Genomic DNA, 25,643 nt, shown 5'->3' on the forward strand with positions numbered 1-25,643 from the left:
TTCAGTTATTATGATATGTTCATGTGATTGGCGGCGTCAAGCGAAATTCGCCGGACGCGTTCCCGTCAGCCGTTCGCGGCCAGGAAATCCCGGAACGAGCCGCGCTCATAGGCGCGCTCCCGCACGAAGCGAAACATCGTCAGGAAGTGCGGCGGCTTGAGATAACCGGGTGCTCGCGCCACTTCGCGCGCCATCGCGTCCTTCGCTTCGAGACCATCGGGGGACGGCGGAAAAAACTGAAAGGTCGGCGTGAACCTGATGCCGTACTTCCGGGCGAGGTCCTTCTCCGACAATTCTTCGCGGTCGAAGTCGATCACCTTGCGCGAGCCGATCAGATTAAGCTGCAACACCTCGAAATTGTCGCGGATGTAGCTCGCGATACCCGCATCGGCGAAGTTCACCAGGTGCGTCTCGCGGCAATAGGGGCAGCCGCGCAGCTCCCACATGATGGCGAGGCGCTTGCCGCCGGCGGCTGCGCTCTCCAGGTCCTCGCGCAGATCGAGGAAACTCTGCAGAAACCAGGGCTCGTGATAGAGCCCGTCTTCTCCGACGGCGGGCTCGGCCGCCGCGCCGCGGCCGATCAAAGCCGCGCCTGCTGCGAATGCCAGTAGGCCGCGTCGCGTCGGCGTGCGAAGCGAGGTCGGGATTTTGTGCGTCGGAAGATCTTGCGCGTTGCTCATTTTCATTATGATATTCGAATACACGAATGTGACAAGGAGATCCGATCTTGCGCTGCACCATCGTGCTGCTGGCGTGGCTGGCTTCGACCGCGCTCGCGCTCGGCGCGGAAGCCGATAGACTTGCGGATGTCGTCTCGGCGATGGCGCCGATCATGGCCAATCTGCGCACCGCTGCGAGCTATGCGCGCACCGGAAACATCGCGCTGGCGCAGATCGAGACCGACGAAGCGGTCGCCGGGTGGAAGCGGCTCGCTCCCCTGCCCGCTGACGAACCGTCCGAGTTGTCGAGATTTCTCGACCGAGGTCGCGAACGGCTGACGACGGCGGCGGCTGCACTGGACGGCGGAGACAGTGTCGCCGCCGGCCGCGAGCTGCTTGCGCTTCGGCAGGCTTTTCACGCGCTCAGGCGTCGCGCAGGCCTCTACGATCTCGGCGATTGCATCTTCGAGATCGCGCCCGCCATGGAAGCATTGCGTGTCGCCGCCATCAGGTACGGCGAACAGCCGGCGCCGGCGAACGCCGAGGAGACCGTCGCCGCCGCAGGCGCGTTCCGCGATCGGCTCGCACGCTGTAACGAATGGGCAAATAGCGAGATCGCGGCCCAAGGTGAGTTCCGCCGCCTGATCGATGGCGCACTCGCCAGCAGCGGCGAGATCGCGCATGCCGCGATGGCGGGCGACGGCCCCCTCGTGCATCGTTACCTCATCGAGCTGCAGTCCTTTGCCCAGTTGCTCGACTTCCGTTACGGCTAGCCTCAGCCGATGCTGGTCAGTCCAGGAAAGTGCTCGAGCAGCCACTCCGAGACCGCGGGCATCAATCCGGTCAGGAACATCAGGCCGGTCGCGACCAGGAAGACGCCCATCGTCTTCTCGATCAGGCCGAGATGCCGGCGCACGCGGCCAAGCGCGGCAATGAAGCGGCCGGTGAAGGCCGCCGCGATCAGGAAGGGAATGCCGGTCCCGACCGAATAGGCGAGCAGCAGCAGCGCGCCCCGCCCGGTCGTGTCCTCCGATCCCGCCATCAGCAGCACGGCGGCGAGGATCGGGCCCGCACAGGGCGTCCAGCCGAACGCAAATGCCAGTCCCATGACGAAGGCCCCCGCCACGCCGGCCGGGCGGTTGTCGACCTGCACGGTCGCGCTGCGATAGAGCAGCGGAATCCTGAGCAGCCCCAGAAAGTGCAGGCCCATGACGATGATCAGCCCGCCGGCGATGATGCCCAGAGTCGAAAGGTGCGCGGAGACGAAGCGTCCCGCGATCGAGGCGGTCGAGCCGAGCGCGACGAAGACCAGCGAAAAGCCCGCCACGAAGGAGAGCGCCGAGAGCAGGATGCGCGGCCGCAGGTCCGGCCTGTCGCCGGACAGATCCGTGACCGAGACGCCGGCCATGTAGCACAGGAAAGGCGGCACCAGGGGCAGGATGCAGGGCGACAGGAACGACAACAGGCCCGCGACAAAGGCCGCGCCAAGCGTGACGTCCAAGGTCATTTCCGCCCCATCCCTAGCACATATACGAATTTAATGATATAAAGCGCCGAGAACGTTTGGAAAGCAAGTCCGCCAGGCAAGTCCGAAAAGGCCGGTTACGCCGCATGAACAGAATCATCGTTTTGCTCGCCCTCGCGGCCGGGCTCGCGCTGCCCGCCACCGCATCGCGCGCTGCCGAGCTCATCATGTTCGAGCGCGCCGGCTGCGCCTGGTGCGCGCGCTTCAACGCCGAGATCGGCCCGATCTACGGCAAGACCGGGGAAAGCCGGGCCGCCCCGCTGCGCCGGGTCGACCTGAGCGGCCCCCTTCCCGCCGATCTCGCCGGAATCGATCCGGGTCCCTTCACGCCGACCTTCGTCGTGGTACAAGAGGGCCGTGAGATCGGGCGCATTCGCGGCTATCCGGGGGATGCCTTCTTCTTTGGCCTCTTGAACCGAATCCTGTCAAACACGGGATCGGAGCCCGAGAAGTCGTGACCGTTCTTGCGGAGTTTGCTGAGAGGAACTTGACGCGATGCCGTTGCCAAAGCTGAAGGAGATCGAGGGCTCCGCCGAACTCGAGCAGATGATCGAGAAGGCGCGCGAGGCCAGCGACATGCTCAAGGCGCTGTCCCACGAGTCCCGATTGCTGCTGCTCTGCATCCTCGCCGAGGGCGAGAAATCCGTGACGGAGCTCGAACAGTTCCTGGGCGAGCGACAATCGACCGTCTCGCAGCAGCTCGCGCGGCTACGACTCGATCGGCTGGTGACGACCCGCCGCGACGGCAAGACGATCTACTACAGTCTCGCCAGCGAAGACGTCCGCAAGATTCTCACCGCCGTTTACGACGTGTTCTGCGAGCCGGTGCGCCGGCGCCGCCGGTAGTTCTCCGCGCTGGCTTTTCGCGCCCCACCGGCGCAGACTACCCGCAAGGCAGCGAAGAAGAAGCGGGAGGAATGCTGAGCCCTTCGACCATAGCGTTTGCATGCGGGCTTGCCGCCGGTGCCGTGCTCGGCATTGCCGGCCGCGCGGGTCGTTTCTGCACGCTGGCGATGCTCGAGGACGCATTCTTCGGATCGGATTATCGGCGGCTGAAATCCTTCGCGCTGGCCGCGGCGGTCGCCCTGCTCGCGACCCAGGCCCTCGCCGCGTTCGGCATCGTCGACCTGTCGCGGTCGATCTACCTCACGGCATCGATCGGGCTTGGCGGTGCGATTATCGGCGGGCTGATGTTCGGCGTCGGCATGGCCCTGGTCGGCACCTGCGGCTTCGGCACGCTGGTGCGCATCGGCGGCGGCGATCTGCGCGCCATCGTGGTCTTTCTCGTGCTCGGCCTGTCGGCGCTCGCGACCATGCGCGGCATCACCGGCATGCTGCGCCTGAAGCTGATCGAGCCGTTGTCGTTGCGGCTACCCGAGGGAAGCACCCAGACTTTGACGTCGCTGCTCGGCGCGGGCAACGCGATGCACGCGATCCTCGTCGTGGCCATTTCCGCCGCGCTCGCCTTCTGGGCCCTTGCGGACGGCAGGCTGATGCGGTCGCCGCGGCTGTTGGCGTCCGGTCTTGCCGTCGGCGCCGCGATCGCGTTCGGCTGGTTTGCGACCGGATGGCTTGCCGACGACGAGTTCGATCCCGCGCGGGTCTCCTCGCTCACCTTCGTGGCGCCGCTCGGTGACGCCATTCTCTACATCGCCACCTTCTCCGGCGCGCGGCTTAATCTCGGCATCGGCTCCGTTGCTGGCGTCGTCGCAGGCTCGTTTGCAGCCGCGATGCTCGCGCGCGGCTTCCGCTGGGAGGCGTGCGACGACGCGCGCGAATTGAAGCGTCACATGATCGGCGCGCTGCTGATGGGCATCGGCGGCATCATGTCGTTGGGCTGCACCATCGGTCAGGGCCTGAGCGCGTTTTCGACGCTCGCGGTTTCGGCGCCCGTCACGATGGTGGCTATCGCCTGCGGCGCGCGCCTCGGGCTCGAGTTCACGATGACCGGCGAGTGGCTGCCGGCGGTGCGCAGACTGTTCGGGGTTTCGACCTGACGAAATTCGCCTTCAACGCTTGCTTGACGGGATCGGAACGAGGCCATGCGCTGACGCTGTGAATTGGCTAGGGCTCAGCATGTTGAGCCCTAGCCGAACCGCCCCGCACAGTCGGCGTCGCGGCCGAGATAGCCCGTCATCGACATCCCAGGTCAGTTCGAAGTTGCCTCAACGACCTCATTGACCCGTTTCGAGGCTTCACTGAACCCGTCCTGACACGCCGCCAGATCCTGCCTCACTTCGCCTGCATATGGACGGAGCTGCGAATCGAGCTTGGCGACCTCCAGCGCATGCTTCCACAGGTCCTTGTTCTGCTCGGCACGCAAATTGAAATCGCTCTTCGCCGCCAGCAACGCTCGGCCAGCCTTGCCCAGATCCGCCTCGGTGACCTCCCGGTCCAGGAGACCTGCCTGACTGTTGGCGAAGTCCTCCTTTACGCTCTCGTTCTTCTTGTTTGCGGCTCCGAATTTCCGTTCGACCGCCTGCATCGGTTGGGCCTGTTGTTTGGCCGATCGAGCTAGCCGCGCCTGCGGATCTTTCGCCTGTTCGAGCAGATATTTGGCGTAGTCGACATGAACCGTCTGGTCGGCAGGGTCGCCCATGGCTTCGCCGACTTTCTTTGCAAGCAACTGCGTCTCGTAGTTCGCCTTGGCGACCGCGACGGCGTGTTGCTGGTATTGAGAATTGATCTCCCAATCCCTGCCAGGGGCACGATCGTAGGACACGAAATTCTCTACGGCGATGGCTGCCGCCTGCTCGCTTCCCTTTGCTACCGCACCAAATCCGTCCGCCAGGACGCCAGACGATACCGGAGCTTTCCTCGCTTCCGGCTTGGCGTCCTTGCTCTGGTCCTGCGCCGACACGATCTGGCTGTTCAGCTTGTCGGCGATATCCGAGACGATTCCCATTTTGATCCTTCACTGTTTGACGCGCATCGCAGGCCCGCGATTGCCGGGAGTTACCCCGGCGCCGCGATCTCGACGCCGCACGTCTCGTTCCGGCAAATGCCGGGTGGCGATTGGGCTAACACGCTGGCCTTCGTCCGCCTGTGCCCGAGATGACTGTTATCGCTGCATTTCGATGCGCCGCCCGCTGCGAGCACCACTTGAAAAACGCCAGTTGACGAAGCGAAGTCGTTCTTCGCCATCAAGGCTCGGTAGCTCCACCGGCGGCAGCGGCCGCCTTCTGCTGGTCAAGATAATGTGTCGCGTATCGAATGACGTCGTTTGCGTCTTCAACCGCTTTCCGGCGGATGCGGTCGGTTGCTGCATTCGTGTTCGGCGTTTTCGGATCGTGGTCCGACTTCAGCCAGTCGATATGGTCTTGCTCGGCTCTCGCGGCCGCCTTGATCGCCGCCGTCAGCCGCAAACCCGCATCCGCCGCGATACCCGCCGGTGTCAGCTTGTTGGCGAGTTCTTCTGCGCGCGCGACGCGATGGTTCGCATTCGTCCGCTGCGCATCAGTAGCGCCGGGATCCGCGTAAAGTCGCTGATATTCCTCCTTTGCAAGCGTGACTTGATCGCTTGCCAACTCCAGCGCCTTTGCCTTGAGCTCAGCGTCCTTTGCCAACGCCTGCTTCTTCTTCTCCGCCTCGAACGGCGCGAACGGATCGCTCTTGCCCTGCTTTGCCACGTTGTGCTTGTCGATCTCGGCGAATTCCTTGGCGAGACCATAGTGATGATCGAGAAACGAAGTGATCGCCTCCTCGACCTTGGAGGCTCCTGCCGGTGTCGAGACGGGCTGCGGCTTCACCGCTGGTGGAGGCGATTGCACGCCAGAGATGCCTGCGCTCTTTTTGGCGGGTGTGGTTTCGGCTTGCGCGGTGCGCTGCGCCGACGGCTGATGGACCGTGCGCGTCATTGCCGGATCTATCGTCGAGCCACTCATCAAATTCTCCATGGCAGCACTTGAGGTACCCGCCCCCATCGAGCGGCGCGCGCATCATGCATACCGCTCTGAGCCTCCGCGTCATGCGAACGCAGTACGTGCAGGAGACGCCGAAGAATACGGGTTCAACCAGACCGCTCGCTCATCTGAGCGTCGGCTCGTTCGTACCCTCCAGTTCGCCGAGCAACTCACGCGCCAGCGCAGCGTCCGGTCGGTCGCCGGCGGTCTGCATGACCTCGAGCAGAATCTCGCGCGCTGCGATGCGATCGCCACTGCGATAGAGGGCCATGGCCAGGAAAGCCTGCCGCGTATCGGTCGGCGGCAGCGCCCGCATTGTCTTGACTGCGCCGGCGTAATTGCCCGCGGCCATGTCGACCAGGGCTGCGCCGATAAAGCCGGCCTCCTGCGCCGGTCGCGCAGCCTGGACGCCGGCGAAGATCGCTGCAGCCTTGGTACCCTGTCCGCGCGACAGCGCCATGAAGCCCAACTCGGCGAGTGTCCGTACGTCGTCGGCTGTGAGCTCGATCATGCGGTCCCATCCAGAAGCGGTTGCTCTTCGGTGCATCAACCGCCGTGGATATAGCGCACCGATCTTCGCGATGCCAACTCCCGCCGCGCGGGGCCAATTGCATTGCCCTTGTCACATGCGGCACACGGCGCTCACTTCTTTCATGGTCTATCGGACCGTCACCTTCGTTTGCGTATCTGAGGAATGACAGGGAGAGTTCGTTTACAGCACAGGCTTTGTCGTCATTGACCAAACCGCCGGCGCCGCGCCTCCGACGATCGGGGGATTATTGCCCCATAGCGCCCCGCTATAACCGGAGCCGCCCTGCGGCACCCACGCCTTGAAACAACGCGAGCGTCTAGATGTCCGTTGCGATTCCACGAAGGCCTCTCATGCACGACACGGGCGAACGCGCCGCCGAGCTCGGCGAAGCGGAGCGTCTCATCGCCCAGGGGGCCGTTCGCAAGGCGCTCGGACTGGAGCCGGTCGATCTTCGCCTCGGCCTCGACGTCGCGCGCAATCAGCTTCAGAAGGGCGCGCCGATAGAGGCCTTCCGCACCTATGCCGCCCTCGTCGTGTGCGATCCCAGCGATCCCGAGCTTCAGGCTGGACTTGCCAATTGCGCTCTGCTGCTCGGCGAAAACAGCCTCGCTCTGCACGCGGCATCGGCGATCGTCGCGCTCGCGCCGTCGGATCCCCGCGGCTACTTCTTTTCCGGACGCGCCTGCCTCGCCATGGGCCAGCTCGCCGAAGCGATGGAGGATCTGACCGAGTCGATGCGGCTGGCAAGAGCGCCGCGAGGCGACGCCCCTGCCATTCTCGAAGAAGCCAGGAAGCTGCTGGATCGGATTGCCGTGCTCAAGAAATGATTGCCATGTCGGCCGATCCTGCAGTCCATCGAGACGCTCTGGAACCGGCCGGTGCTGATGCCGATCCCGGCGCGACGGAATTCCTGCTGCTGGAGGAGCTCTTCGTCGCGGCCGCGACCGTAAAGGGCTTGCCGGGCCGCAAGATCATCGCGCGACTGAAAGATGGCGTCCTGCTCGGTCAGGCGCTCGGACTCAAGCGCGAGCCGGTCGAATTTTTGTACGCCCGGGCCCATCGCTGGGGGACGATCGGCGAGCACGCGAGGGCCGAGAGGCTGTTCCGGGCGCTCTGCATCATCGAAGCAGGCTGCGCAGATCACTGGGTCGGCCTCGGCATCTGCCTGAGGGCGCGTTCGCTCTGGCCTGAAGCGGTGGCCGCCTTCGAGCGCGCAACGGGGTTGCGGCCACACTGGGACATCCCGCACTTGCACCTGCTCGAACTCAGCGCCCGCCGTCGCGACTGGACCAGGGCGGCGGCTGAGCTTGCCGCCTTCGAACAGAAGACGACAACACAGACACCGCTCGCCCTGACTGCGGAGGCCGACCGTTACCGCGCTGCAATCGAGCTGCACCTGTCCGAACAGCCGGGCGCGCACATCGCGGGAGAACCCAGTCCGTGACACCGATCGAAGGTCTCCTTCACACGCTCGACGATCTGATGCGCACCAGCATGGCGGTGGAAATTGCCAAGGCGCTCGCGCCTGGCTCCGATGATGGGACATCGACCGAGATGCCCGCGGCGAACAGCTACGCCGCCAGCGCAAACTCCCCGCAGGCCACCGCGCCCGGCTTTGCGGGCCTGCGGTCTCCCGCAGCATTTTCCGACCGGCTCGAGGCCGAGATCGTCCGCGCGCTGTTGATGAGCCTCACTGGAGCCGGCAACCCGGGTGCATCCGAGGCGCCCTCAGTTGCGCTATCGGCCGCAATCCGGCAGGCCCTGGCCGCGCTGCCCGAGAGCGCCGCGGAGCAGCAGGGTTTTGCCAAGGAAGATGCCGCTCAGTTGCTCGCCACGCCGTCATCGGTCCCTCGCCTCGCGATGCCCCTGCATCAGCAGGTCGTCGCGAGCGGTTCCCGGACCGACTTGTGGGAAGGGGCGACGTCCGGATCGAACGCGCAGCCGCAACGCGGCGAAGGGATCGATGCCGGGACGCAACCTCCAGCGTCCCTCACGACCGCAGACTCCGTCGCTTCGCCCGATCAGCAGCCGCGTGCTGCGGACAAGGCGCACGGTCCCGGGAACCTGATTGCGGCCAACTCGCCCATGAGCGAGATGCGGGGCATCATCGCTTCGTTCGCATTGAACGCCGCGATGATTCCGGGATGGCCTTACCAGACGCAGTTCGTGGCCGGCGCCCCAGGGATCAGCGAGGAAGAGCTTCTCGCCTATCTCGCCAATGTGGGCGCACAAGGCGAACTGGTCGAGAAGCTGCGGAAGTCGCGGCCGCCCGCCGGCAAGCGACTGCTCATCTGCCTGGCGGCCATGCTGACCGCGATCGAGACGGTCGTCGACGCGATCGCCAGTGAGCTCGCCCTGCTTTCCGGGGACGAAACGGCCCTCGCGCAAGATCGGGCGGCCGCGAACGCTCACGGGCGGACCGGTGCTCGGCATCGGCTCTACATCGAGTGATCTTCTGCACAACGGGCGCCGCGCGGCCTGACTAGGCTCGCGCCGTCCATCAAGCGAAGGAAAAATGCAATGTCCTCCGTCTCAGGCGTCTCGCCCTATGCCTCCTCCCTCTGGCTCGAATTGCCGGACGTGCCGGCCGACGCCCCGCGACCGGACGGAACATCGGGAGCCTTTGCCACCGGCCTGCCGCCCATCGGACCTTCGAGCGACGACGCCAGCCTGCAGCTCGTGCTCTCGATCCTGCGGAGCGACGGCGACAAGGCCGCGGCGAACCGGATTCGCGCCCTCCTGACGGGCTTTGCCGGCGTGATTGGCGCGATCGGCGCCAATGCCATCCAGCGACAACGACTGCTCGATCAGAATGCCGCCAATGCGGCCGAGATCGCTGGCCTGCAGCAGCAGAAGAGCAGCGCCACGTCCGATCTCGTCGCCGCCCAGGACAAGCTGCAGCACGACCAGCAACTCGACTCTCCCGATCCCGATCTGGTCAAGGCCGACCTGGATGCGATCGCGGCCATCCAGGCCTCGATCGCCGCGCTGACGCAGGCGATCGGAACTCTCCAGACCCAATCGGACGCAAACGCCGCGAGGATCGCCAGCCTGCAATCGGGCTTCCTCGCCGGTTTTGCGTCGATCGCAGCCGCAATCAGCCGCAACCTCGCCAGCGAGCAGCGCGCCGTTGGCGCGGACAACGACAGCTCGATCAGCCTGATCGAGAGCATCTATGCCGACGTGCAGCAATTCCTCAACGAAGCTCAAGCGATCAAGGAGCAACAGCTGCTGCAGGACCGGACCGCCGATGAGAAGGAGATCACGACACAGCAGGCCGCTGTCGCGTCGCGGCAGAACGCCGACACGGCGGCAACACTGAGAAGTGCAATCGCTGACGACAATCAGGCCGAGGACCGGGAAACGACGACTCGAGACGCAAAGGAAGACACCGTCGCGCGAGCCGGCCGGCAATCGCAGGAGACGGCCCGCCCCGATCCAGCACTTGCGAGCGAGCTGCCCCCGCGACTTGCATCGTCCAATGATCCGTCTGCACTGTCCAACGACACCCGACGGACTGAGGCGGCGGCGATCATCGCCGCGCTGGCCAGGCTCCCCTCGACGGACGACATCGCAGATGTGCGCGAGGACGATCCGGTGCGGGCCGACCGCCGCCATGACCGCGGGATCGCGCCTGCTCCTGACGGATCGCGGAACTCCACTCTCCCGATCGACGTGCGCGACGGCGACTCTTCCAACGCCGCCCACGACGCGGCAGCGGTCTTGCAGCACGGGCTTGCCGCGAACACCGATGCCGCTGCGTCCACCGACAGGACCGCGGACGCGCGCGAGATCGCGGACCGATCTCAGCGCCGCGATGCGTTCGATCAAAACGCGGTCAATCAGTTGGTCGACCGCGCCGACCGGCTTGTGGCGACGCTGAACCACCTCCTCAATCCGCCAACGGCCCCAACCGACCCTTCGGGACACGGGCTCACGCCCGCGAACCTGCAGGACGGCTCGGGCCGGTTGCGGATTCCAATCTAGCTCCGTCCGCGCGAGCCGAGACGCGGGGACTACAGCCGCGACCGCCGCAAGACGATAAGAGGAATTGAAAATGCTGACCGGCTTCCTGCGAACGATCTCCAAGCGAAACGACCTGATGCTGGCCTTCATGCTGGTCTGCATCGTCTTCATGATGATCCTGCCACTGCCGACGCAGGTGATCGACCTTCTGATCGGCATCAACCTGACGCTCGCGGCCATCCTGCTGATGGCGTCGGTCTATCTTCAGAACGTGGTCGAGCTGTCCTCCTTTCCCTCGATCCTGCTGCTCACCACGCTGTTTCGACTTGCGCTGGCGATCTCCACGACCCGCCTTATCCTGATCCAGGCCGACGCCGGTCACATCGTCGAGACGTTCGGCCAGTTCGTGGTCGCCGGCAATCTCGTCGTCGGCCTCGTGGTGTTCCTGATCCTGACCATCGTCAATTTCATGGTCATCACCAAGGGATCCGAACGCGTTGCGGAGGTGTCGGCGCGGTTCTCGCTGGATTCGATGCCTGGCAAGCAGATGTCGATCGATTCCGACATGCGCGGCGGCCAGATCGAGCTCAGCGAGGCGAAACGCCGCCGCAACAAGCTCGAGAAGGAAAGCCAACTCTATGGCGCCATGGACGGCGCCATGAAATTCGTCAAGGGCGATGCCATCGCGGGCCTCATCATCATCGCCATCAACCTCATTGGCGGCATCGCCATCGGGACCTTGCAGCACGGCATGACGGCCGCCGAGGCGCTGGAGCGCTATTCGCTGCTCACCATCGGCGACGGCCTGGTCTCGCAGATCCCCGCGCTGTTCATCTCGATCACCGCCGGCTTCATCGTCACCCGCGTCTCCTCCGAGGAGAACAAGGACCTCGGCACCGACATCGCCTCCCAGCTCATGAACGAGCCGAAGGCCTTGATGATCACGGCCGGGATCCTCGGCATTTTCGCCATCGTTCCCGGTTTCCCTCCGATCGTCTTCATCGCTTTGTCGATGGCCTGCGCCGCCGCCGGCATTCTGACCGCCCGCGCCCGCAAGCGCAATCTGTCCGACCAGCGCACGCAAGAGATGCCCGCGCTCGCCGCCGCGCTGTCCGGAGGCGACGTGCCCTCCTTCCCGAAGGAAGATGCCGAGGACAACGAGCCGATCGAGAACGTCAAGTTCACCCTCGTCGTTCCCCTGATCGTCGACCTCTCCTCCGCAGTCCGCAACACGATCCGCCCGAACAAGCTCGACCGCGAGGTGGCGCGCGTGCGCCGGGCGCTCTATTTCGATCTCGGTGTTCCGTTCCCGGGCGTTCACCTTCGCCTGAACGACAATCTTCGCGAGGGCCAATACCGCATCCTGGTGAACGAGATTCCGGTGGCCGCGGGAATGCTCCAGCCGAACTGGTTCATCGTGCGCGAGACCGAGGACAACCTCAACATGTTCGAGATCCCGTTCGAACGCGGCGAGGACTTTCTGCCGAACACGCCGAGCTATTGGGTTCAGATGAAGCATCTGCCGCTGGTCGAGCGCGCCGGCATGCAGATCATGACGCCCTCCAGCATGCTGACCTATCACCTCGCTCACGTGCTGAAGAGCCACGCGTCGGAATTCATCGGCATTCAGGAGACCATGTACCTGATGAACCAGATGGAGGACAATTTCGCGGAGCTCGTGCGCGAGGCCACGCGCGTTCTTCCAGTCATCACCATCACCGACGTCCTGCAACGGCTGGTCATGGAGCAGATCTCGATCCGCGACATGCGAACCATCCTCGAAGGGCTGGTCGAATGGGGGCAGCGGGAAAAGGATCCCATCATCCTCGTCGAGCACATGCGCGGCGCGATGTCCCGCTACATCACCCACAAATTCTCGGGCGGCCAGAACATCATCCCCGCCTATCTGCTGTCCAAGGAGATCGAGGACGCGGTGCGCGGCGCCGTCCGGCAGACCAGCGGCGCCTCCTACCTTGCGCTCGCTCCCGACATCCATCGCCAGCTCATCGCCTCGATGAAGAACGTGATCCGCAGCTCCGGCCAGCATAGCCTGTCGCCCGTGCTGCTGGCGCCGATGGACATAAGGCGTTTCATGCGCAAGGTGATCGAGCGCGACTTCCCCGACCTCGCCGTGCTGTCCTATCAGGAACTCGAGCCGAGCTCGAACGTGCAGCCGCTCGAGAGAATCAAGCTCGTCAACCAGCTCTCCGCCGCGTGACCTTGACCGCCTTCGCAGAACGCCCAGAGCTGCCCGGCCAGATCGAGTCCCGGCTTCGCGTCGAATATTGGCGGGTGCGCATCTACAGTGTCGGATTCATCGTTTCCTACCTGCTCTATCTCGGCTCGGGAGGCCTCGAACACTGGCCCGCCATCGCCGCTGCCGTGCTTCTCATGACGTCGTTCGGCGCATGGAAGATCCACCACCGATGGCTGCGAGGTGGCATCATCGCCGGAACGATTCACGCGCTGCTGTTTCCGTTGATCGTGCAGGCCCTGTCGGCCGGCGAGCCGATCGTCGCCCTCGTCGCCCGCTCTTCTGTCTGGCCCCAGCTTCTCGTCACGCTCATCGCAAGCCGTGCATTGGCGAGCGAAAATCATCTTGCCTTCGCCCGCTTCTGGCTAAGGCCGCTCGACCGGACCGGGCCGGTCGAGATGCAGTCGACCGCGGCGCCGGTCGCCCTCGCCTGCTTCCTTATTCTGCTGTTCTACCTGGTGATCCCTCACGTCATGGCACCCGGCCCCGGACCGGTGCAATCCGCCGTCGTGTCGGCCGTGCTCGGACGGACCGTCGTGCATAGCGCCATCATCTTCCTGTTCTTCGTCGTGATGGCCTCGATCTTCGAAGCCGCGCATTTGCATGTTGCGGACAGCCGGGTCATCGCCGGCTTCAGCCGCATGATCGAAACCGAGCGCGACAAGGGTCGTCACCCCGATCTTTCCGCCATCCTGACACGGCAGCTCGCACCAGCCGCCCACACCCGTGCGGTCCGGCTGCTGAACGCCGCGATTGACGGCGCAGGACCGGAGGTAGCCGCTCCGTCGCGCCTGGCGGCCCTGTCGTTCGACCGCTTCCAGTCGGCGTCACGCCAGTTCGTCCGGTCGCTGTTGCCGCTGCTGCCGTTGCTCGGCTTTCTCGGCACGGTGATCGGCCTGGCAAGCGCAATATCGGACCTTCCGCACGACCTGAACGCGTCGTCGGGGCACAACATCGACATTTCCGCAAGCCTCGCCGGGCTCGCCGTCAAGTTCGAGACCACGTTGCTCGGATTGATTGCGAGCATCGTCTGCTCGCTCGCCCTTGGTCTGCTCGAGAAGCGGGAAACCGAGCTGGCCGCCATGTGCATGCTGATCGTGGACAACGCGCGGGAAGCCCGATGATCAACCCGCCCAACGGCTTCGAGGCCGTCATGCCCGAGCGCGACGAGCTCGATCCCGTGCTGGCGAGCGATCCGCTGGCAGATCTCCTGCTCAGCGTCGCGGCGGTCATCGTGCTGGCGGTCCTTGCCGTCCTGCCCAGCCTGCCACAACGAAATGCATCGACGGCAGACGCCATCGGAGCGCTTCCGGCTGATGTCGACTTTCAGCTGGAGGGGCGCCGCGTCACGCCTTGGCTGGCAACCAGAGCCGGACTTGCGATCGACGGCTCCCCGGCCAATCTGATTCCGCTGGACCGGATGTTCCTCGACCAGAGCCTGACCGCGGCATTGCAGGGGGTGCAGCGCGCCAACGCGCGGCTGGTACTGTTTATAGCGCCGGACGGCAACGAAGCCGCATTTCAGTTCGAGGTGATCGCGAGCCGGCATGGCATTCGGCGAATGCGCCAGGTGCGGCTGGAGGCCGGTTGCGAACGCGCCATCGTGGCCCACTGCATGCGGCAGCCTCCCCGTTCGGAACAAATCCGATGAGATCTCCGCCGGTCGGCATATCCGCCCTGACCGACATCGCCGCGAACCTGTTCGCGTTGATGCTGCTCGCTCTCATCCTGCTGCTCGGCGTCCGGTCCGGATCACCCACCTCAGCCACGAGCACGCCTTCTCCGGTCGACGTGGAAAATGACCTCGTCAGTGTCGTCCACACCCCGCTCGGCAGCGAGGATCTCTTCGACCTTCTGTTCGAGCGCCGCCTGGAGTCGGACTCGATCCGCATCGACCTGCTCGTCCAGGGGGTCGTCGTGACATCGCATGGCCAGACCGAACGCCTCGGCCTCGCCGACCATTTGGCGCAGCACCTCGCACGTCTGGTCGCCTCCCGCAATGTCCCGATCGGACTCTACGTGTTCAGCCCGCGCTTCTACCGCGACGTGCTTGCCGCCCTGGAGGCATCGGGCGCGACGTGGCGCGAAATGTCGGTGCCGCAGGCGTTCAGGAGCAGTCTGGCTGCGAGCGACCAGGGCTGGTCCGACGATTTCATGGGGTTGATCTCGACCCCTTCAGATCGCGTGCAGTTCCGTCGTGGGCTTGCCCGCCTGCTCCAGTCGGGCAGCGGCGAGGCATCCGCACGAACATTCCCGGCCTCAGGCGGCCAACCACAGCCAAGCAGCGCCGGCGAACGGATCGCGCGCTGGTCACGGACGGCCCTCAACGCGACCGTTGTCCTGGGTGGGCTGATCTTCATCATATGGGTGGAATTCCGCCGACGCCGATCATTGTCGACCGATACGGCGTAGCGAGAAACGGAGAGAGCCATGTCCTTCGACAGCGATCCGATCCAACGCACCGCCCCGCCACTGCCGCGCTTTCAGACCGAGGCGGGCGGCCGGGATCCACTGCCGCTCAGCTCGCCGCTGGAGGCGAAGAAGCAGATCGAGGCCGCGCACAAATTCGAGAGCTATCTCGAAAGTCACGCCAGGCGAACTCATGAAATGCGAACGGAGGACCATGCGCTGCTGTTCAGCACCCTCGCGCATTTGCGCGAGGAGAGCGTCTATTCGTTCCAATTCTAGACGTAGCCTACCCGTATCCGCCAGCCGACCTCCGCGAGATCACTCACGGATGCGCATCGCGCCGCGCAGCTGGCGCGTGATGTTCTCGATCTGGTTCGACGCCCTGATCACCCGCGGCGTGATCAGAACGATCAGCTCGCGCCGATTCGTATCATCACCCACCTGCTTGAACAGTTCGCCCAGCACCGGAATGCTGCGGACCACGGGAACGCCGGTCTCGGTTCGATTGACGCCTTCTTGCATCAAGCCGCCGAGCATGACCGTCGCACCCGATTGCACCATGATGTCCGACTTCACCTGGCGGGTGGCGATGGTCGGGGTCAATCCGCTGGTCGTGGCATTCGGTACGGCATCGCTGACCTGCTGGTCGATCGTCAATAGCGCCGAATTGTCGGCGCGAATCTTCGGCGTGACCTCGAGAACGATACCTGTGTCCTTGACCGTGATCTGCTGCGTCACGGTAGTGCCGGTGTTGAGCTGCGCAGTCGCCGTCGACGTCGAGAACGGAATCTGGTCGCCGATGACGAGCCGCGCGGTCTTGCCGTCAACGACAGTCAGATATGGCGTGGAGATCACCTTCACATTGGTGACGTTCTGAAGGGCCCGCAACACCACCTCGGCCGTCGCCCCCTGAACCCCGAACGTGGCGTGCACGTAACCACCGCCGAGATTCGCAGTGGCCGCGCCGTTCGGCGACGAGCTGACGGTCACACCATGCGAGGAGAGAAACGCCTCGACGCCGCGGGACAGCTTGTCGGTCAATTTCACCTCTGCCACCGTCGCCTCGATCACCACCTGCGCTTGCGGCACGTCGAGCACCTTCAACCGGTCTCTGATCAGCTTGAAGAGCGAATAGGACGAGTAGACCATCACCGTGTTGTTGCGCGTGTCGGCGACGAACTTCACCGGCGGAGCGCTCGCCACCGCGACGGCCACCGGCGTCGGGCCAGCGAGGCTCGAGGCAATGGCGGCAGCGGTGTTGCCATTGCCGGATGGTGGCGCACCGCCTGCCGGCGGCGATGCGCCGCCGCCCAGCGCAAAACCGGGGCTGCTGAAGCCGCCCTCTTCAGGCGCGACGCCGCGAGGCACCTGGATCGGAGGCACCGGGGCCGCCGACGGAGCAGAAGCCGCGGCCTGGCCGGGCTGCGCGCTCGCGGCCACGGGCGCCGCCGCAGGCGCGGCCGCGGCCGCCGAGACGCTGCCGCTTGCGGCGTAGATCGCCGTCAGTTGCGGCACGATCTCGTCGGCGCCGAGATGGATCAACGGAATGATACGCAGCGATATGTCGCCGCCGGTGTCGCGATCGAGGCGCCGGATCAGCTCCTTCAAACCCTGCAGCGCACGGCGATCCTTGGTGCCGATCAACAGCGCCTGCTGGTTATCGAGCGGAACGATGGTCGCGGCCTGCGCCTGCGAGCGGTAGAATTCCCCAAGCTGCTGGGCGATCTTCTCCGGCGAGCTCTGGCTCAAGGGAACGATCGCGACGCGGTCATCGCCGAGGCTGCTGTCCGAGATACTCACGAGCTCCGCGATCTTGTCGAGCTCGGTCGCCGGCGCCTTCACAACGATCGAGCTGCCGCCGCTTGCGGCAACCATCGTGATCTCCTCGGGCACCAACTGCCGCACGAAGGCGATCACCTCATTGGCGGTGCCCTTGCGCAGCCGCAGCACGCGGGTCACCTGGTCGGTGGTCCGCCCGGGCGCTACCGTCTGTTGCAGTCCCGCCATCACCTCGGAAGTGGCGATCTGATACACACCGTTCATGTAGCGCATCTCAAGGCCATTGCGGCCGAGCACGTCGCGTACGACCTGCAACACCTGATTCTTCGATATCGGCTGCTCGGTGCGGAACGTGACCGACCCGCTCATATCGTCCGGCGCAACGTAGTTGACGCCGAGCGCACCGCCGAGCATCTGCTTCAGGAAGAAGTCGAGCGACGTCTTCTCGAACTTGACCGTGACCTTCTCGTCCGGATCGAACTTGTTGCCTCCGGCCGATCGAATCTCCGCAACGTCCTTGCTGGTCGCCTCTTCGTCAGCGGGAACCTCGACCTTCAGCGAGCCGGACCAGGCCGAAATCGGCGAGCGCGCTGCCGGGGGTTGATTGACCCTGCTCGGGTCGACGTTGGCGCCACGGCGCACCTCCGGCCCCGTCCAAAGCCGGGAACTGTCATCACCGCGATAGACTGTCTCCCGCGTCGTCTCGGCAGACAGCACACCGCCGTTGCAGCCCCTGAATTCGAGCTGATCGGGCGGAAGGTTGGCCCGGTCCGCGCAGCTATCGGCGTTCAGGAATGCGCAGCCGGACATCAGAAGTGCAGCCGCGATCAGCGCCGCGACTGTCGCAACGGCAGGGCGCCCTGCACGTGTCATCAGAGGGCGGCCCTTCTTTCGTGCGGCAGCGGGACGCACGAGAGCATCACGCGATCCTTCCGGCCGCGAACAAGTCCGGCTTGGCGCATGTGGCTCCTGCCGATAGCGACGGCTCGGCGAACCGGTGACAGCCTCGAATAACTCTCGCCAGAAACATACTTCAAGCTCAAATCTCCAGGTCCCGCGGCCCAATATCGCCGCCGGCGCAAACACGACGGGCGCCCCCCCGACCTACTCCTTGCCAGAGCAATGAAATCCGGGCGTCCTACGTTCGAACGATGCGACGCGTTTTCTACACCACTCCGCCAACGGTCAGCGAGAGCTGTTGCAGGAAAGCCAACATCGCGCGCCATTGCGTCCACTTGCACGATCAGGAAATCGAACGATGCAGCTCGTCGAGCCGCGACAGCGCCTCGTCGAGCGATTGCAGATCGAATCGCGGCTCATCCATGTCGATCGCGAGCGCGAGTGCGCCATCGACCGCCAATCCGGCGTGCACCATGGCTCCGCTGAAGGGATCGTAGCCGGCAACGACAAGCAGATCCTTCAGCACGGACGAACCCGTTCGACGCGGCAGACGCGACAGGCAGACGATGATCCGCAAGCCGTCTTCCGCCGCCAAGATCGACAAAGTTCCGCGCTCGGCGAATTCGAATCCGTAGCTGAAGTCTGGAGCCGGGCGGGCGACAATTCCGGCGTTCCCGGCAAAGGTCTCGATGACCCGCCGCGCCATCACGGAAAGCTGCGCCATCTCACCCTATGCGGCCGACGCGCCGCTGGTCTCTTCATAGAAGCGTTCCTCTTCATCGGTGAGTCGTTGGCACAACGCGCCGAGTGCCAGATGCTGCAGCATGCGCTCCTTGGCGTTGGACCAGATCCCGTCGGGCAGTCTGCTGTGCAGGTCCAAGAGACCGTTGGCAAACACCACCTGGCTCGCGAGCGCCGCATTGGCAACCGGACCAAGCAGAGCGCGAGAATCGGAGGGGCCGACCACGGGCTTCGCACAGAACAACAGCAGCACCGACGTCAGCTTGATCGGCTCGGGCCGCAATTCGAAGCGCGGCAGATGCGGCTCCGTCAGACGCAACAATTCGCGCGTGTCTTCATACGCGCTCCTCAGCTGCCAGAGCTTCTTCAATTCGGCGGTCAACGAGCGCAGAAAAGCGCGATCGCTCTGCCGTGTCACGCCCGCCAGATCGCTGCCGATCTCGGCGAGCAGCGCCGGCAGGCTGCTCTCCAACCCGATCTCGACGAGTTCCTCGAACAGCTCGCCGAGATTCCTCCTCTCGCGAAGCCTCTTGCGGTAGCGCCTGCGCACCGCGGCGGGGCTCGTTTCGAGCGATTCCGCAGCAAGCAGGGCCTCCTGTGCCGCTATCACTTGCGCCAACGTGGCCTGTGGCACGATTCCGTCCAGTCTGGCCGACAGCAGGCTCAACATGTTGAGGAAGGCAGGATTCGCGCCCCTGGACTCGAAATAGCCGCGCGCCAACGCCACGGCCGTGGCCTTGTCTGTGACGCTGCCGAACTTGCCGAGCGCCTGCGCGAGCTTGTTCTCCAGATCGTCCTCGTCCCCGGTCTGGCCTTCGCCGTCACCGCCACCACGGCTGCCGTCGCGGTCCCCGATGGTGCGAACGCGCTCGCTGTCGGCTTGCCCCGCCTCCTGCTCGGCAAGTGCATCACCACCTTCAAGCGGCTCGCTTTCCTCGACTGGGTCTTCGTGCGCGGTATGGCCGCCGGCCAGGTCCGCAAGGCCATCAAGGAATTCGAACATGCGCGGCAGCGCCGTCTTGTCGATCTCGGGCAATTCGGCGAGCGTCTCATAGAGAGACGCCGTCGTCACCGCCGGCTCCTGCTGGATACGGCGCGCCAGGTCCTGGACGTTGGTTCGGACCGTCGTCACCATGCCGGCACCTTGGGCCGCGGCCTTGGTGATCACCGCGTTCTCGAGCGTCGGCCGCACGGCCTCGCTGCGATAGCTGCCCTGCCGCTCGGCCATCAGTCCGGTTCCGACTGGCGAGCTGGCGTTCTCGGTGGCGATCGACTGCCGAACCGTCTCGACCGATACTGCCACCGCGCTCTCCCTCGGCAAACCGTTTTCCTTCCGACGATATCAAGCCGATCGCGCACGGCGTGTGCCGTAGATTACAGGCCCAGTGTCCGCCAAGTGGAACTATCGTGACGCACCTCGTCATCGCGAAAACCTGATCGACGTTTCCACCAGGCGTCATTCGATCGAGGGATGTTGGGCATGAGGTTTGGTGATAGATCCGCTTGCAGCAGGGGCATTCATTTGGATCGCCCATACTTTTGATTTTTTGTTTCGGGAGAATGGCCGGTGGCAACCATAGGCTTGACGGATTTTTCGCAACAGGCGGGCACCCCAAAGGTTGGACGGCTTGAGCCGAGCGAAGCGGCGGGCCAGCGCTTCTCCGCTGCAATGGAAAGAACCGCGACGAACCGATCCGCTGCCTCACCGCCCCCCGAGGCCGCAACCTCGACACGTCCCCCTGAAACGACGGTCGCTGCGAACAGCGGAACCGCCGCCGACGCGCAGGATCGCGCGCGCCGCGCGCTGGACCTCAATCCGCCGAAAGCGGCGGCGACGCCCCACGGCGACACGATCCTGCACGGGCTACAGAATCTGCGTGGCGTGTTCGACAAGCAGGAGGCACGCATCAACAATCTCGCTTCGGCGCGCGCGGCCGACACCAACACGTTGCTGTCCATGCAGATGGAGGTCGCAAAGTTCTCCGTGCTCGTCGACGTCACCTCGAAGCTGACCGGAAAGTCGACACAGGCGCTCGAGTCCCTGCTCAAGGGCCAGTGACCTCCGACGACAGTCGCTTCCAGGACTCAACAGCAAGCGGAGCTGCCCGCATGGGCCTGCGTATCAGGGCTTTGATCGTTCTCGCTACGCTCGTGCTCGCGGGATGCCAGCAGGAGGTCTACTCCAATCTGTCCGAGGCCGATGCCAACCAGATGCTCGCCGTCCTCACCGCCAACGGCATCGCGGTGGACAAGGCCGCCAAGGGAGCCAAGGACGGCTTCGCCATCTCGGTCGACCAGCGCGACATGTTGCGCGCCATCGCGCTGCTCAAGGATGCCGGTTATCCCAAGAGCACCTATGTGTCGCTCGCGAAGGCGTTCGAAAAGACCGGCATCATGTCGACGCCGTTCGAGGAGCGGGTCCGCTACATCAATGCGCTCGGCGCCGAAGTGTCGCAGACCTTGAGCCAGATCGACGGTGTGGTCTCGGCGCGGGTTCATATCGTGCTTCCGGATTCCCCGACCCTCGGCCAGCCGGTCAAGCCGTCTTCCGCGGCGGTCTTCATCAAGCACCAGCCCGGCGTCGATCTCGATTTCTTCCAGCCCCAGATCCGCCGCTTGGTTTCGAGTGCGGTGGAGGGGCTGGATTACTCGGCCGTGACCGTCGTGCTGATGGACGCTGCACCAACCAAACTGAGCACCGCGCCAACCACCGACCGGCCCAGGACCATCGAGGTGCTTCCCGGCCTGAGCCTCGTCGAGGGCAGCCAGGCCCGTTTCTGGCAGATTGCCTCGGGAACCGGTGCGCTGCTCGTCGTCCTGCTCGCCCATAGCTTGATCTCACTGCTGTCGTGGTGGCGCAGCCGCCGGCAGGAACGCGGCGGCCGATCGCCCGCAACGGCCATGGCCATGGTGGAGCCGTCGTGACAGCGGCCTTGGCAGCGGACTTGGCAGCGCGAGCCGAGGAGCTCCCCGACCCGGCGCGGCCTCCGCTCACCGACATCCCCCCGACGTCGGATCCGCGCGCGGACAGCAGAATGCTGGAATTGGCCGTGCGTCTGGCATCGCTGCTACGACGTCCGATCGACTACATCGACCCGCACCAACGCACGCTGACTCCTCTTGATCCCGGGGTGATCGGCGCCATGGCCGATCATCCGGCGTTTCGCGCGCCGATCAACCGCGCCATCGCCGGCCAGATCGGTTTCGACGCTGTCCCGATCGACGATGCTATGCTCGGCCGCTTGCTCCGCGCTCCATCCTCCCGCCTTGCGGTCGTCATCCTGACGGCGCCGATGGACGAGGTCGCGCACGTGGCTCGGCTGGTCGCAGCCGCCATCCTGTCGCGGCGGATCCGCGGCACGGTCATGAAAGCCGATCGCGAGCGGATCCGCGATGCACTCGGCGACGGCGTCTTCGAATTCGCGATCCAGGAAGTCCCGGTGCTCTATCCGGCCTTACGCGAGCTCGACCTGACCTCGCGCAACGAGTTGCTACAGCCGACCGGCGAGCATGGTACCGTCGGGCAGATCGAACAGCTCGGGATGGCCGCGCTCGGCGGGTTTCTCGACAGCACCGAGCCATCGCTCGCCGGCCCGTTTACGCTCCGCCTGCCGCCGGCAACCAACTATGCCGGGCGCACCAGCGCCGTTGGACGTTTCGAGACAATCCATTGTGATCAGATCGTGAAGATCGTGCGCCGGAGACAGCAGTCGTGGTCGGCTATTATCGATTGAAGGAATTCGACTACGCGCTCGCGGCCGGCGCCCATATCCTGCCGCGTTCGGAATTCGCAGCCATCGAGCAGGCCAATCGGCTGATCGCGGATGCGGAAGCCGCGGCAGCGGAACTGCGTTATCGCGCAGAACTGTCGTATCAGAGCGAAACACGCCGCGGCTACGAGGACGGTCTCGTCGAGGCGCGAATTCGGTCGGTCGGCCAGCTCATAGAGGAGAGCCGCACGCTCGACGTGGGACTGGTCGCGATCGAGCGCGATCTGTCCCGCCTGGTCGTCGAGTGCGTCCGCAAGCTCGTCGACGGGTTCGACGATTTCGCACGGGCCGAGGCGCTGGTGAAGGCTGCGCTGCGGCAGATGCGCCGCGAGAAAAGCGCCGAGCTTCGGGTCTCGCCGCATCTCCATGCGCATTTTCGCGAACGTATCGCGGCCATTCTGCACGAATTCCCGGAAGTCCAGCTCGTCGACCTCGTCGAGGACCCGACGCTGCAGGGATCGCGCATCATCCTCGAAACCGGTGTCGGACGCATCGACGGCAACATTGCGGAACGGTTCGCCGAGCTCGAAGCGGTCATCCGCAGCGCGCACGCGAAGGCGGCCGCCGACGTGCTCGACGCTCTCAGCAACCACAGCGACGCTTCGAACGAGATCCGGCCGTGAACAAATATGCAGGCTCGACCGATACCGCCGCCTTCGACGTCGCCTCGATCCGCGCTGCGCGATCGGCGCGGATAGGCTCCAGGCTGGCCGGCTTCGTCACCGATCTGCAATCGCGGATTGTCAGCTTCGAGCCGTTTCATCTCACCGGCCGCGTGCGCAAAGTCGTCGGCACCATCATCCACGCCGCGGTTCCGGACGTTCAAATCGGAGAGATCGTCGAGCTCTACACGCGATCGACCGGCAGCAGCCTGCTCGCCGAATGCGTCGGCTTCCTGCAGGAGGAAGCGCTGTTGTCGCCCATCGGCGAAACCCATGGCGTTTCGCCGCGGACCGAGGTGCGTCGCACCGGCCGCGTGCAGTCGGTCGCCGTCGGCCCGGGACTCAAGGGCCGGGTGCTGGACGGGCTCGGCAACTTCATCGACGGCCGAGCCGAGCGTTTCGAGCCCGAGGCCTGGTATCCCGTCCACAAGGGCTCGCCAGACCCGATGAAGCGGCGGGTGATCGACCGGCCGCTAACCACCGGCCTGCGCGCCATCGATTCCCTGCTGACGCTCGGCGAGGGCCAGCGGATGGGCATCTTCGCAGCAGCCGGTGGCGGCAAATCCACCCTGCTCTCCATGATGGTCAAGGGCGCCCATGTCGACGTCACGGTGCTGGCGCTGATCGGCGAGCGCGGACGCGAGGTTCGCGAATTCATCGAGCACGACCTCGGTCCCGACGGCATGGCCAAGGCGGTGCTCGTGGTCGCAACCTCCGACAAGAGCCCGATGGAGCGCGCCAAGGCCGCCTATGTCGCCACCGCGATCGCCGAATATTTCCGCGATCAGGGCCAGCGCGTGCTGTTCCTGATGGACTCCGTGACCCGCTTCGCGCGCGCCCAGCGCGAGATTGGCCTCGCCGCCGGTGAGCCGCCGACCCGGCGCGGCTTTCCGCCTTCGGTGTTCGCCACACTGCCGAAGCTGATGGAGCGCGTCGGCATGAACGACACCGGCTCGATCACCGCGCTCTACACCGTCCTGGTCGAGGGCGATGACATGAACGAACCCGTCGCCGACGAGACCCGGTCGATCCTCGACGGCCATATCATCCTGTCGCGAAAGCTGGCGGCGGCAAGCCACTATCCGGCGATCGATATCCTCAACTCCAAGAGCCGCGTCATGGATGCCATCGTCCCGAAGCGGCAGACGGTCATGGCGCGGAAGGTGAATGCCTGGCTCGCCGCCTATGCGGACATCGAGCTCTTGGTGAAGGTCGGTGAATACAAGAAGGGCTCGGACCCGCAGTCGGACCTCGCGATCGACAAGCACGAACCGATCAACCAGTACCTGCAGCAGGCGACCGACGAATTCGACGACATGGAGACGACCCTCGCCAAGCTCGCGGAGCTCACGTCGTGATCGAGCAGCTGAAATTGTTGCTGCGGCTCAAGGAGCTGAAGCAAGACCGTGCATTGCGCGCCGTGAACACCAAGCGCATCGAGGTGTCCGCCGCGCTCACCGAGCTCGGTCGCGCGCAAAGCCATGTCAGCGACAGCGAGAGGACGTTACCGGAGCGCGAAGATGCCATTTACGAACCCATCATCGGGCGCGTCATCGGCCATGACGAGATCGAAGAGACCAAGGGTCGGCTATGGCAGCTGGAGAACCAGCACGCCAAGCTGGTGGATGCCTCCGAGCGCGCCGTGCACGTCCACGCCCGCCTCGAGCGGCAACTCAAGGACGCCGTTGCCGCACACCGCCAGTCGATGAAGGAGCGCGATAAATACTCGATGCTCACCGACACCGTCCGCGACCAGGCCCGCAGCGAGGCGACGTACCGGGACGAGATCGAGATCGAAGACATGTTCAGCTCGAGACGCAGGCGGCCATGATGATCAATATCGGCAGATCCGGCAACGGCGCGTTGCCCGGGAACGGCCTCCTGACGCCGAACGAAGTCAGCGTCGACGCCCGCACCGGTCCTCAGGCCGACCTGACGGACGGTGGATCCCTTGATTTCGACGAAGACCCCTCGGGCTCATACGCAATGACGGATCGCGAGGCCGGCTTTCTCCGCAGCTTTCGCGCCGCCGTCCGCGAGGCGAAGCGCGATTCAGAGGGCCAGAACGGCCAGGAGCAGCAGACGCCGGAGCCGCGCGTGGTGGCCGTCGCCGAGCAGCCGCGCTGGACCGGATTGCCGACACCGGCCGACGCAGTCCCCGCCCTCGCCGCCGCCGCATCGTCGACCGAGGCAATCGTGAACGCCGTGACGGAAGCGATCGACCGCTCGATTCGTGCCGAGATGGCGCCCCGGGATGGCGTTCCGCTGAAACTGGCTCTGGCTTTTCCGCAGGAAGGCCTCGGTCTGACGGGCCTGTACATCACGCTCACGCCAACCACTCTGGACGTCACCTTCGAACGCGTCGGCCCGGAGCTCTCGGAAGCGCTGATCCGTGCCGCCGAAGCTCTCGCGGCACGGCTGTTGACGCGCCAGTCCAAGAAGATCGTCCGTATTCTCGATATCGAAAAGCGTCCTGAGACGGCAGATCGGGAGCCCGAGGCTCCGCCGCCGCCGCTCAGCCTGTTTCTCTGATGGCCCCCCCAT

28 protein-coding genes are annotated in these 25,643 nt (G+C 65.0%); 20 read left to right on the forward strand and 8 right to left on the reverse strand.

Going from position 1 to position 25,643, the window contains the following annotated elements; translation table 11 throughout:
• Positions 1–65: 65 nt before the first annotated feature.
• Entirely contained in the window at positions 66–680 is a 615-nt protein-coding gene (locus tag AABA84_RS32125; protein ID WP_338314127.1) for a SoxW family protein, read from the reverse strand.
• Between the two features lie 47 nt (positions 681–727).
• Here AABA84_RS32125 and AABA84_RS32130 point away from each other — a divergent pair, with 47 nt between their 5' ends.
• Entirely contained in the window at positions 728–1,432 is a 705-nt protein-coding gene (locus AABA84_RS32130) for a hypothetical protein (RefSeq protein WP_338314128.1), read from the forward strand.
• 2 nt (positions 1,433–1,434) lie between these two features.
• On the opposite strand, the gene AABA84_RS32135 is transcribed toward AABA84_RS32130, so the two are convergent.
• Entirely contained in the window at positions 1,435–2,166 is a 732-nt protein-coding gene (locus AABA84_RS32135) for a cytochrome c biogenesis CcdA family protein (protein ID WP_338314129.1), read from the reverse strand.
• A 104-nt stretch (positions 2,167–2,270) separates the two neighbouring features.
• Between AABA84_RS32135 and AABA84_RS32140 the strand changes: the two genes are divergently transcribed.
• The 3 genes from AABA84_RS32140 to AABA84_RS32150 all read left to right on the forward strand — a co-directional run bounded on the left by AABA84_RS32140 (position 2,271) and on the right by AABA84_RS32150 (position 4,181).
• Positions 2,271–2,642, forward strand: a complete 372-nt coding sequence (locus tag AABA84_RS32140; protein ID WP_338314162.1) for a thioredoxin — start codon at positions 2,271–2,273, stop codon at positions 2,640–2,642.
• Between the two features lie 37 nt (positions 2,643–2,679).
• Positions 2,680–3,030: an ArsR/SmtB family transcription factor gene (locus AABA84_RS32145; RefSeq protein WP_028137430.1), complete on the forward strand. Its 351-nt coding sequence runs from the start codon at positions 2,680–2,682 to the stop codon at positions 3,028–3,030.
• A gap of 71 nt (positions 3,031–3,101) precedes the next feature.
• Positions 3,102–4,181, forward strand: a complete 1,080-nt coding sequence (locus AABA84_RS32150; protein WP_212252492.1) for a YeeE/YedE family protein — start codon at positions 3,102–3,104, stop codon at positions 4,179–4,181.
• 152 nt (positions 4,182–4,333) lie between these two features.
• Here AABA84_RS32150 and AABA84_RS32155 read toward each other — a convergent pair whose 3' ends face one another.
• From AABA84_RS32155 to AABA84_RS32165, 3 genes are all read right to left on the reverse strand, one after another.
• Entirely contained in the window at positions 4,334–5,089 is a 756-nt protein-coding gene (locus tag AABA84_RS32155) for a hypothetical protein (protein WP_338314130.1), read from the reverse strand.
• Positions 5,090–5,327: 238 nt separating this feature from the next.
• Positions 5,328–6,068, reverse strand: a complete 741-nt coding sequence (locus AABA84_RS32160; protein ID WP_338314131.1) for a hypothetical protein — start codon at positions 6,066–6,068, stop codon at positions 5,328–5,330.
• Between the two features lie 142 nt (positions 6,069–6,210).
• Complete coding sequence (locus AABA84_RS32165; RefSeq protein WP_338314132.1) at positions 6,211–6,597, reverse strand: hypothetical protein; 387 nt, start codon at positions 6,595–6,597, stop codon at positions 6,211–6,213.
• A 371-nt stretch (positions 6,598–6,968) separates the two neighbouring features.
• On the opposite strand from AABA84_RS32165, the gene AABA84_RS32170 reads away from it, so the two are divergent.
• The 9 genes from AABA84_RS32170 to AABA84_RS32210 all read left to right on the forward strand — a co-directional run bounded on the left by AABA84_RS32170 (position 6,969) and on the right by AABA84_RS32210 (position 15,526).
• Positions 6,969–7,445 carry a pathogenicity island protein gene (locus AABA84_RS32170; RefSeq protein WP_338307339.1) on the forward strand — a complete coding sequence of 159 codons (477 nt, stop codon included), beginning with the start codon at positions 6,969–6,971 and terminating at the stop codon, positions 7,443–7,445.
• 5 nt (positions 7,446–7,450) lie between these two features.
• Complete coding sequence (locus tag AABA84_RS32175) at positions 7,451–8,062, forward strand: hypothetical protein (protein WP_338314133.1); 612 nt, start codon at positions 7,451–7,453, stop codon at positions 8,060–8,062.
• Positions 8,059–9,069: a hypothetical protein gene (locus AABA84_RS32180; RefSeq protein ID WP_338314134.1), complete on the forward strand. Its 1,011-nt coding sequence runs from the start codon at positions 8,059–8,061 to the stop codon at positions 9,067–9,069. The genes AABA84_RS32175 and AABA84_RS32180 overlap by 4 nt, the downstream gene beginning before the upstream one ends.
• A 129-nt stretch (positions 9,070–9,198) precedes the next feature.
• A complete protein-coding gene (locus AABA84_RS32185) occupies positions 9,199–10,605 on the forward strand; it encodes a hypothetical protein (RefSeq protein ID WP_338314135.1) in 1,407 nt (468 codons plus the stop codon).
• 70 nt (positions 10,606–10,675) lie between these two features.
• Positions 10,676–12,802 (forward strand): type III secretion system export apparatus subunit SctV, encoded by a 2,127-nt coding sequence (gene sctV, locus AABA84_RS32190; protein ID WP_338307343.1) that lies wholly within the window; start codon positions 10,676–10,678, stop codon positions 12,800–12,802.
• Positions 12,803–12,804: 2 nt separating this feature from the next.
• On the forward strand, positions 12,805–13,962 hold the full coding sequence (locus tag AABA84_RS32195; RefSeq protein WP_338314136.1) for a MotA/TolQ/ExbB proton channel family protein: 1,158 nt from the start codon (positions 12,805–12,807) through the stop codon (positions 13,960–13,962).
• Positions 13,959–14,489 carry a hypothetical protein gene (locus tag AABA84_RS32200; RefSeq protein WP_338314137.1) on the forward strand — a complete coding sequence of 177 codons (531 nt, stop codon included), beginning with the start codon at positions 13,959–13,961 and terminating at the stop codon, positions 14,487–14,489. Before AABA84_RS32195 ends, AABA84_RS32200 begins: the two co-directional genes overlap by 4 nt.
• Positions 14,486–15,250 carry a hypothetical protein gene (locus AABA84_RS32205; protein WP_338314138.1) on the forward strand — a complete coding sequence of 255 codons (765 nt, stop codon included), beginning with the start codon at positions 14,486–14,488 and terminating at the stop codon, positions 15,248–15,250. Before AABA84_RS32200 ends, AABA84_RS32205 begins: the two co-directional genes overlap by 4 nt.
• A gap of 18 nt (positions 15,251–15,268) precedes the next feature.
• On the forward strand, positions 15,269–15,526 hold the full coding sequence (locus tag AABA84_RS32210; RefSeq protein ID WP_212252516.1) for a hypothetical protein: 258 nt from the start codon (positions 15,269–15,271) through the stop codon (positions 15,524–15,526).
• A 39-nt stretch (positions 15,527–15,565) separates the two neighbouring features.
• Here the strand turns inward: AABA84_RS32210 and AABA84_RS32215 are convergent, their stop codons facing one another.
• The 3 genes from AABA84_RS32215 to AABA84_RS32225 all read right to left on the reverse strand — a co-directional run bounded on the left by AABA84_RS32215 (position 15,566) and on the right by AABA84_RS32225 (position 19,895).
• Positions 15,566–17,899, reverse strand: coding sequence for a hypothetical protein (locus AABA84_RS32215; protein ID WP_212252518.1), 2,334 nt, complete (start codon positions 17,897–17,899; stop codon positions 15,566–15,568).
• Positions 17,900–18,269: 370 nt separating this feature from the next.
• A complete protein-coding gene (locus tag AABA84_RS32220; protein WP_212252520.1) occupies positions 18,270–18,650 on the reverse strand; it encodes a hypothetical protein in 381 nt (126 codons plus the stop codon).
• Positions 18,651–18,656: 6 nt separating this feature from the next.
• Positions 18,657–19,895 (reverse strand): hypothetical protein, encoded by a 1,239-nt coding sequence (locus AABA84_RS32225; protein ID WP_338314139.1) that lies wholly within the window; start codon positions 19,893–19,895, stop codon positions 18,657–18,659.
• Between the two features lie 339 nt (positions 19,896–20,234).
• Here AABA84_RS32225 and sctI point away from each other — a divergent pair, with 339 nt between their 5' ends.
• From sctI to AABA84_RS32260, 7 genes are all read left to right on the forward strand, one after another.
• Positions 20,235–20,726 (forward strand): type III secretion system inner rod subunit SctI, encoded by a 492-nt coding sequence (sctI, locus tag AABA84_RS32230; protein WP_212252524.1) that lies wholly within the window; start codon positions 20,235–20,237, stop codon positions 20,724–20,726.
• 50 nt (positions 20,727–20,776) lie between these two features.
• The gene (sctJ, locus tag AABA84_RS32235; protein WP_212252526.1) at positions 20,777–21,592 is read left to right on the forward strand and encodes a type III secretion system inner membrane ring lipoprotein SctJ; all 816 of its coding nucleotides are present in this window, start codon (positions 20,777–20,779) and stop codon (positions 21,590–21,592) included.
• 110 nt (positions 21,593–21,702) lie between these two features.
• Positions 21,703–22,401, forward strand: coding sequence for a hypothetical protein (locus AABA84_RS32240; RefSeq protein WP_338314140.1), 699 nt, complete (start codon positions 21,703–21,705; stop codon positions 22,399–22,401).
• Positions 22,380–23,060: a type III secretion system stator protein SctL gene (sctL, locus tag AABA84_RS32245; protein ID WP_338314141.1), complete on the forward strand. Its 681-nt coding sequence runs from the start codon at positions 22,380–22,382 to the stop codon at positions 23,058–23,060. The genes AABA84_RS32240 and sctL overlap by 22 nt, the downstream gene beginning before the upstream one ends.
• A gap of 71 nt (positions 23,061–23,131) precedes the next feature.
• A complete protein-coding gene (gene sctN / locus AABA84_RS32250) occupies positions 23,132–24,457 on the forward strand; it encodes a type III secretion system ATPase SctN (protein ID WP_433960991.1) in 1,326 nt (441 codons plus the stop codon).
• Positions 24,454–24,930, forward strand: coding sequence for a type III secretion system stalk subunit SctO (gene sctO, locus AABA84_RS32255; RefSeq protein ID WP_338314143.1), 477 nt, complete (start codon positions 24,454–24,456; stop codon positions 24,928–24,930). Before sctN ends, sctO begins: the two co-directional genes overlap by 4 nt.
• On the forward strand, positions 24,927–25,631 hold the full coding sequence (locus AABA84_RS32260) for a hypothetical protein (RefSeq protein WP_338314144.1): 705 nt from the start codon (positions 24,927–24,929) through the stop codon (positions 25,629–25,631). The genes sctO and AABA84_RS32260 overlap by 4 nt, the downstream gene beginning before the upstream one ends.
• Positions 25,632–25,643: the final 12 nt, after the last annotated feature.

The organism is Bradyrhizobium sp. TM239 (genome assembly GCF_036247985.1).
In the GTDB taxonomy this organism is placed as follows: Bacteria; Pseudomonadota; Alphaproteobacteria; order Rhizobiales; family Xanthobacteraceae; genus Bradyrhizobium; species Bradyrhizobium ottawaense.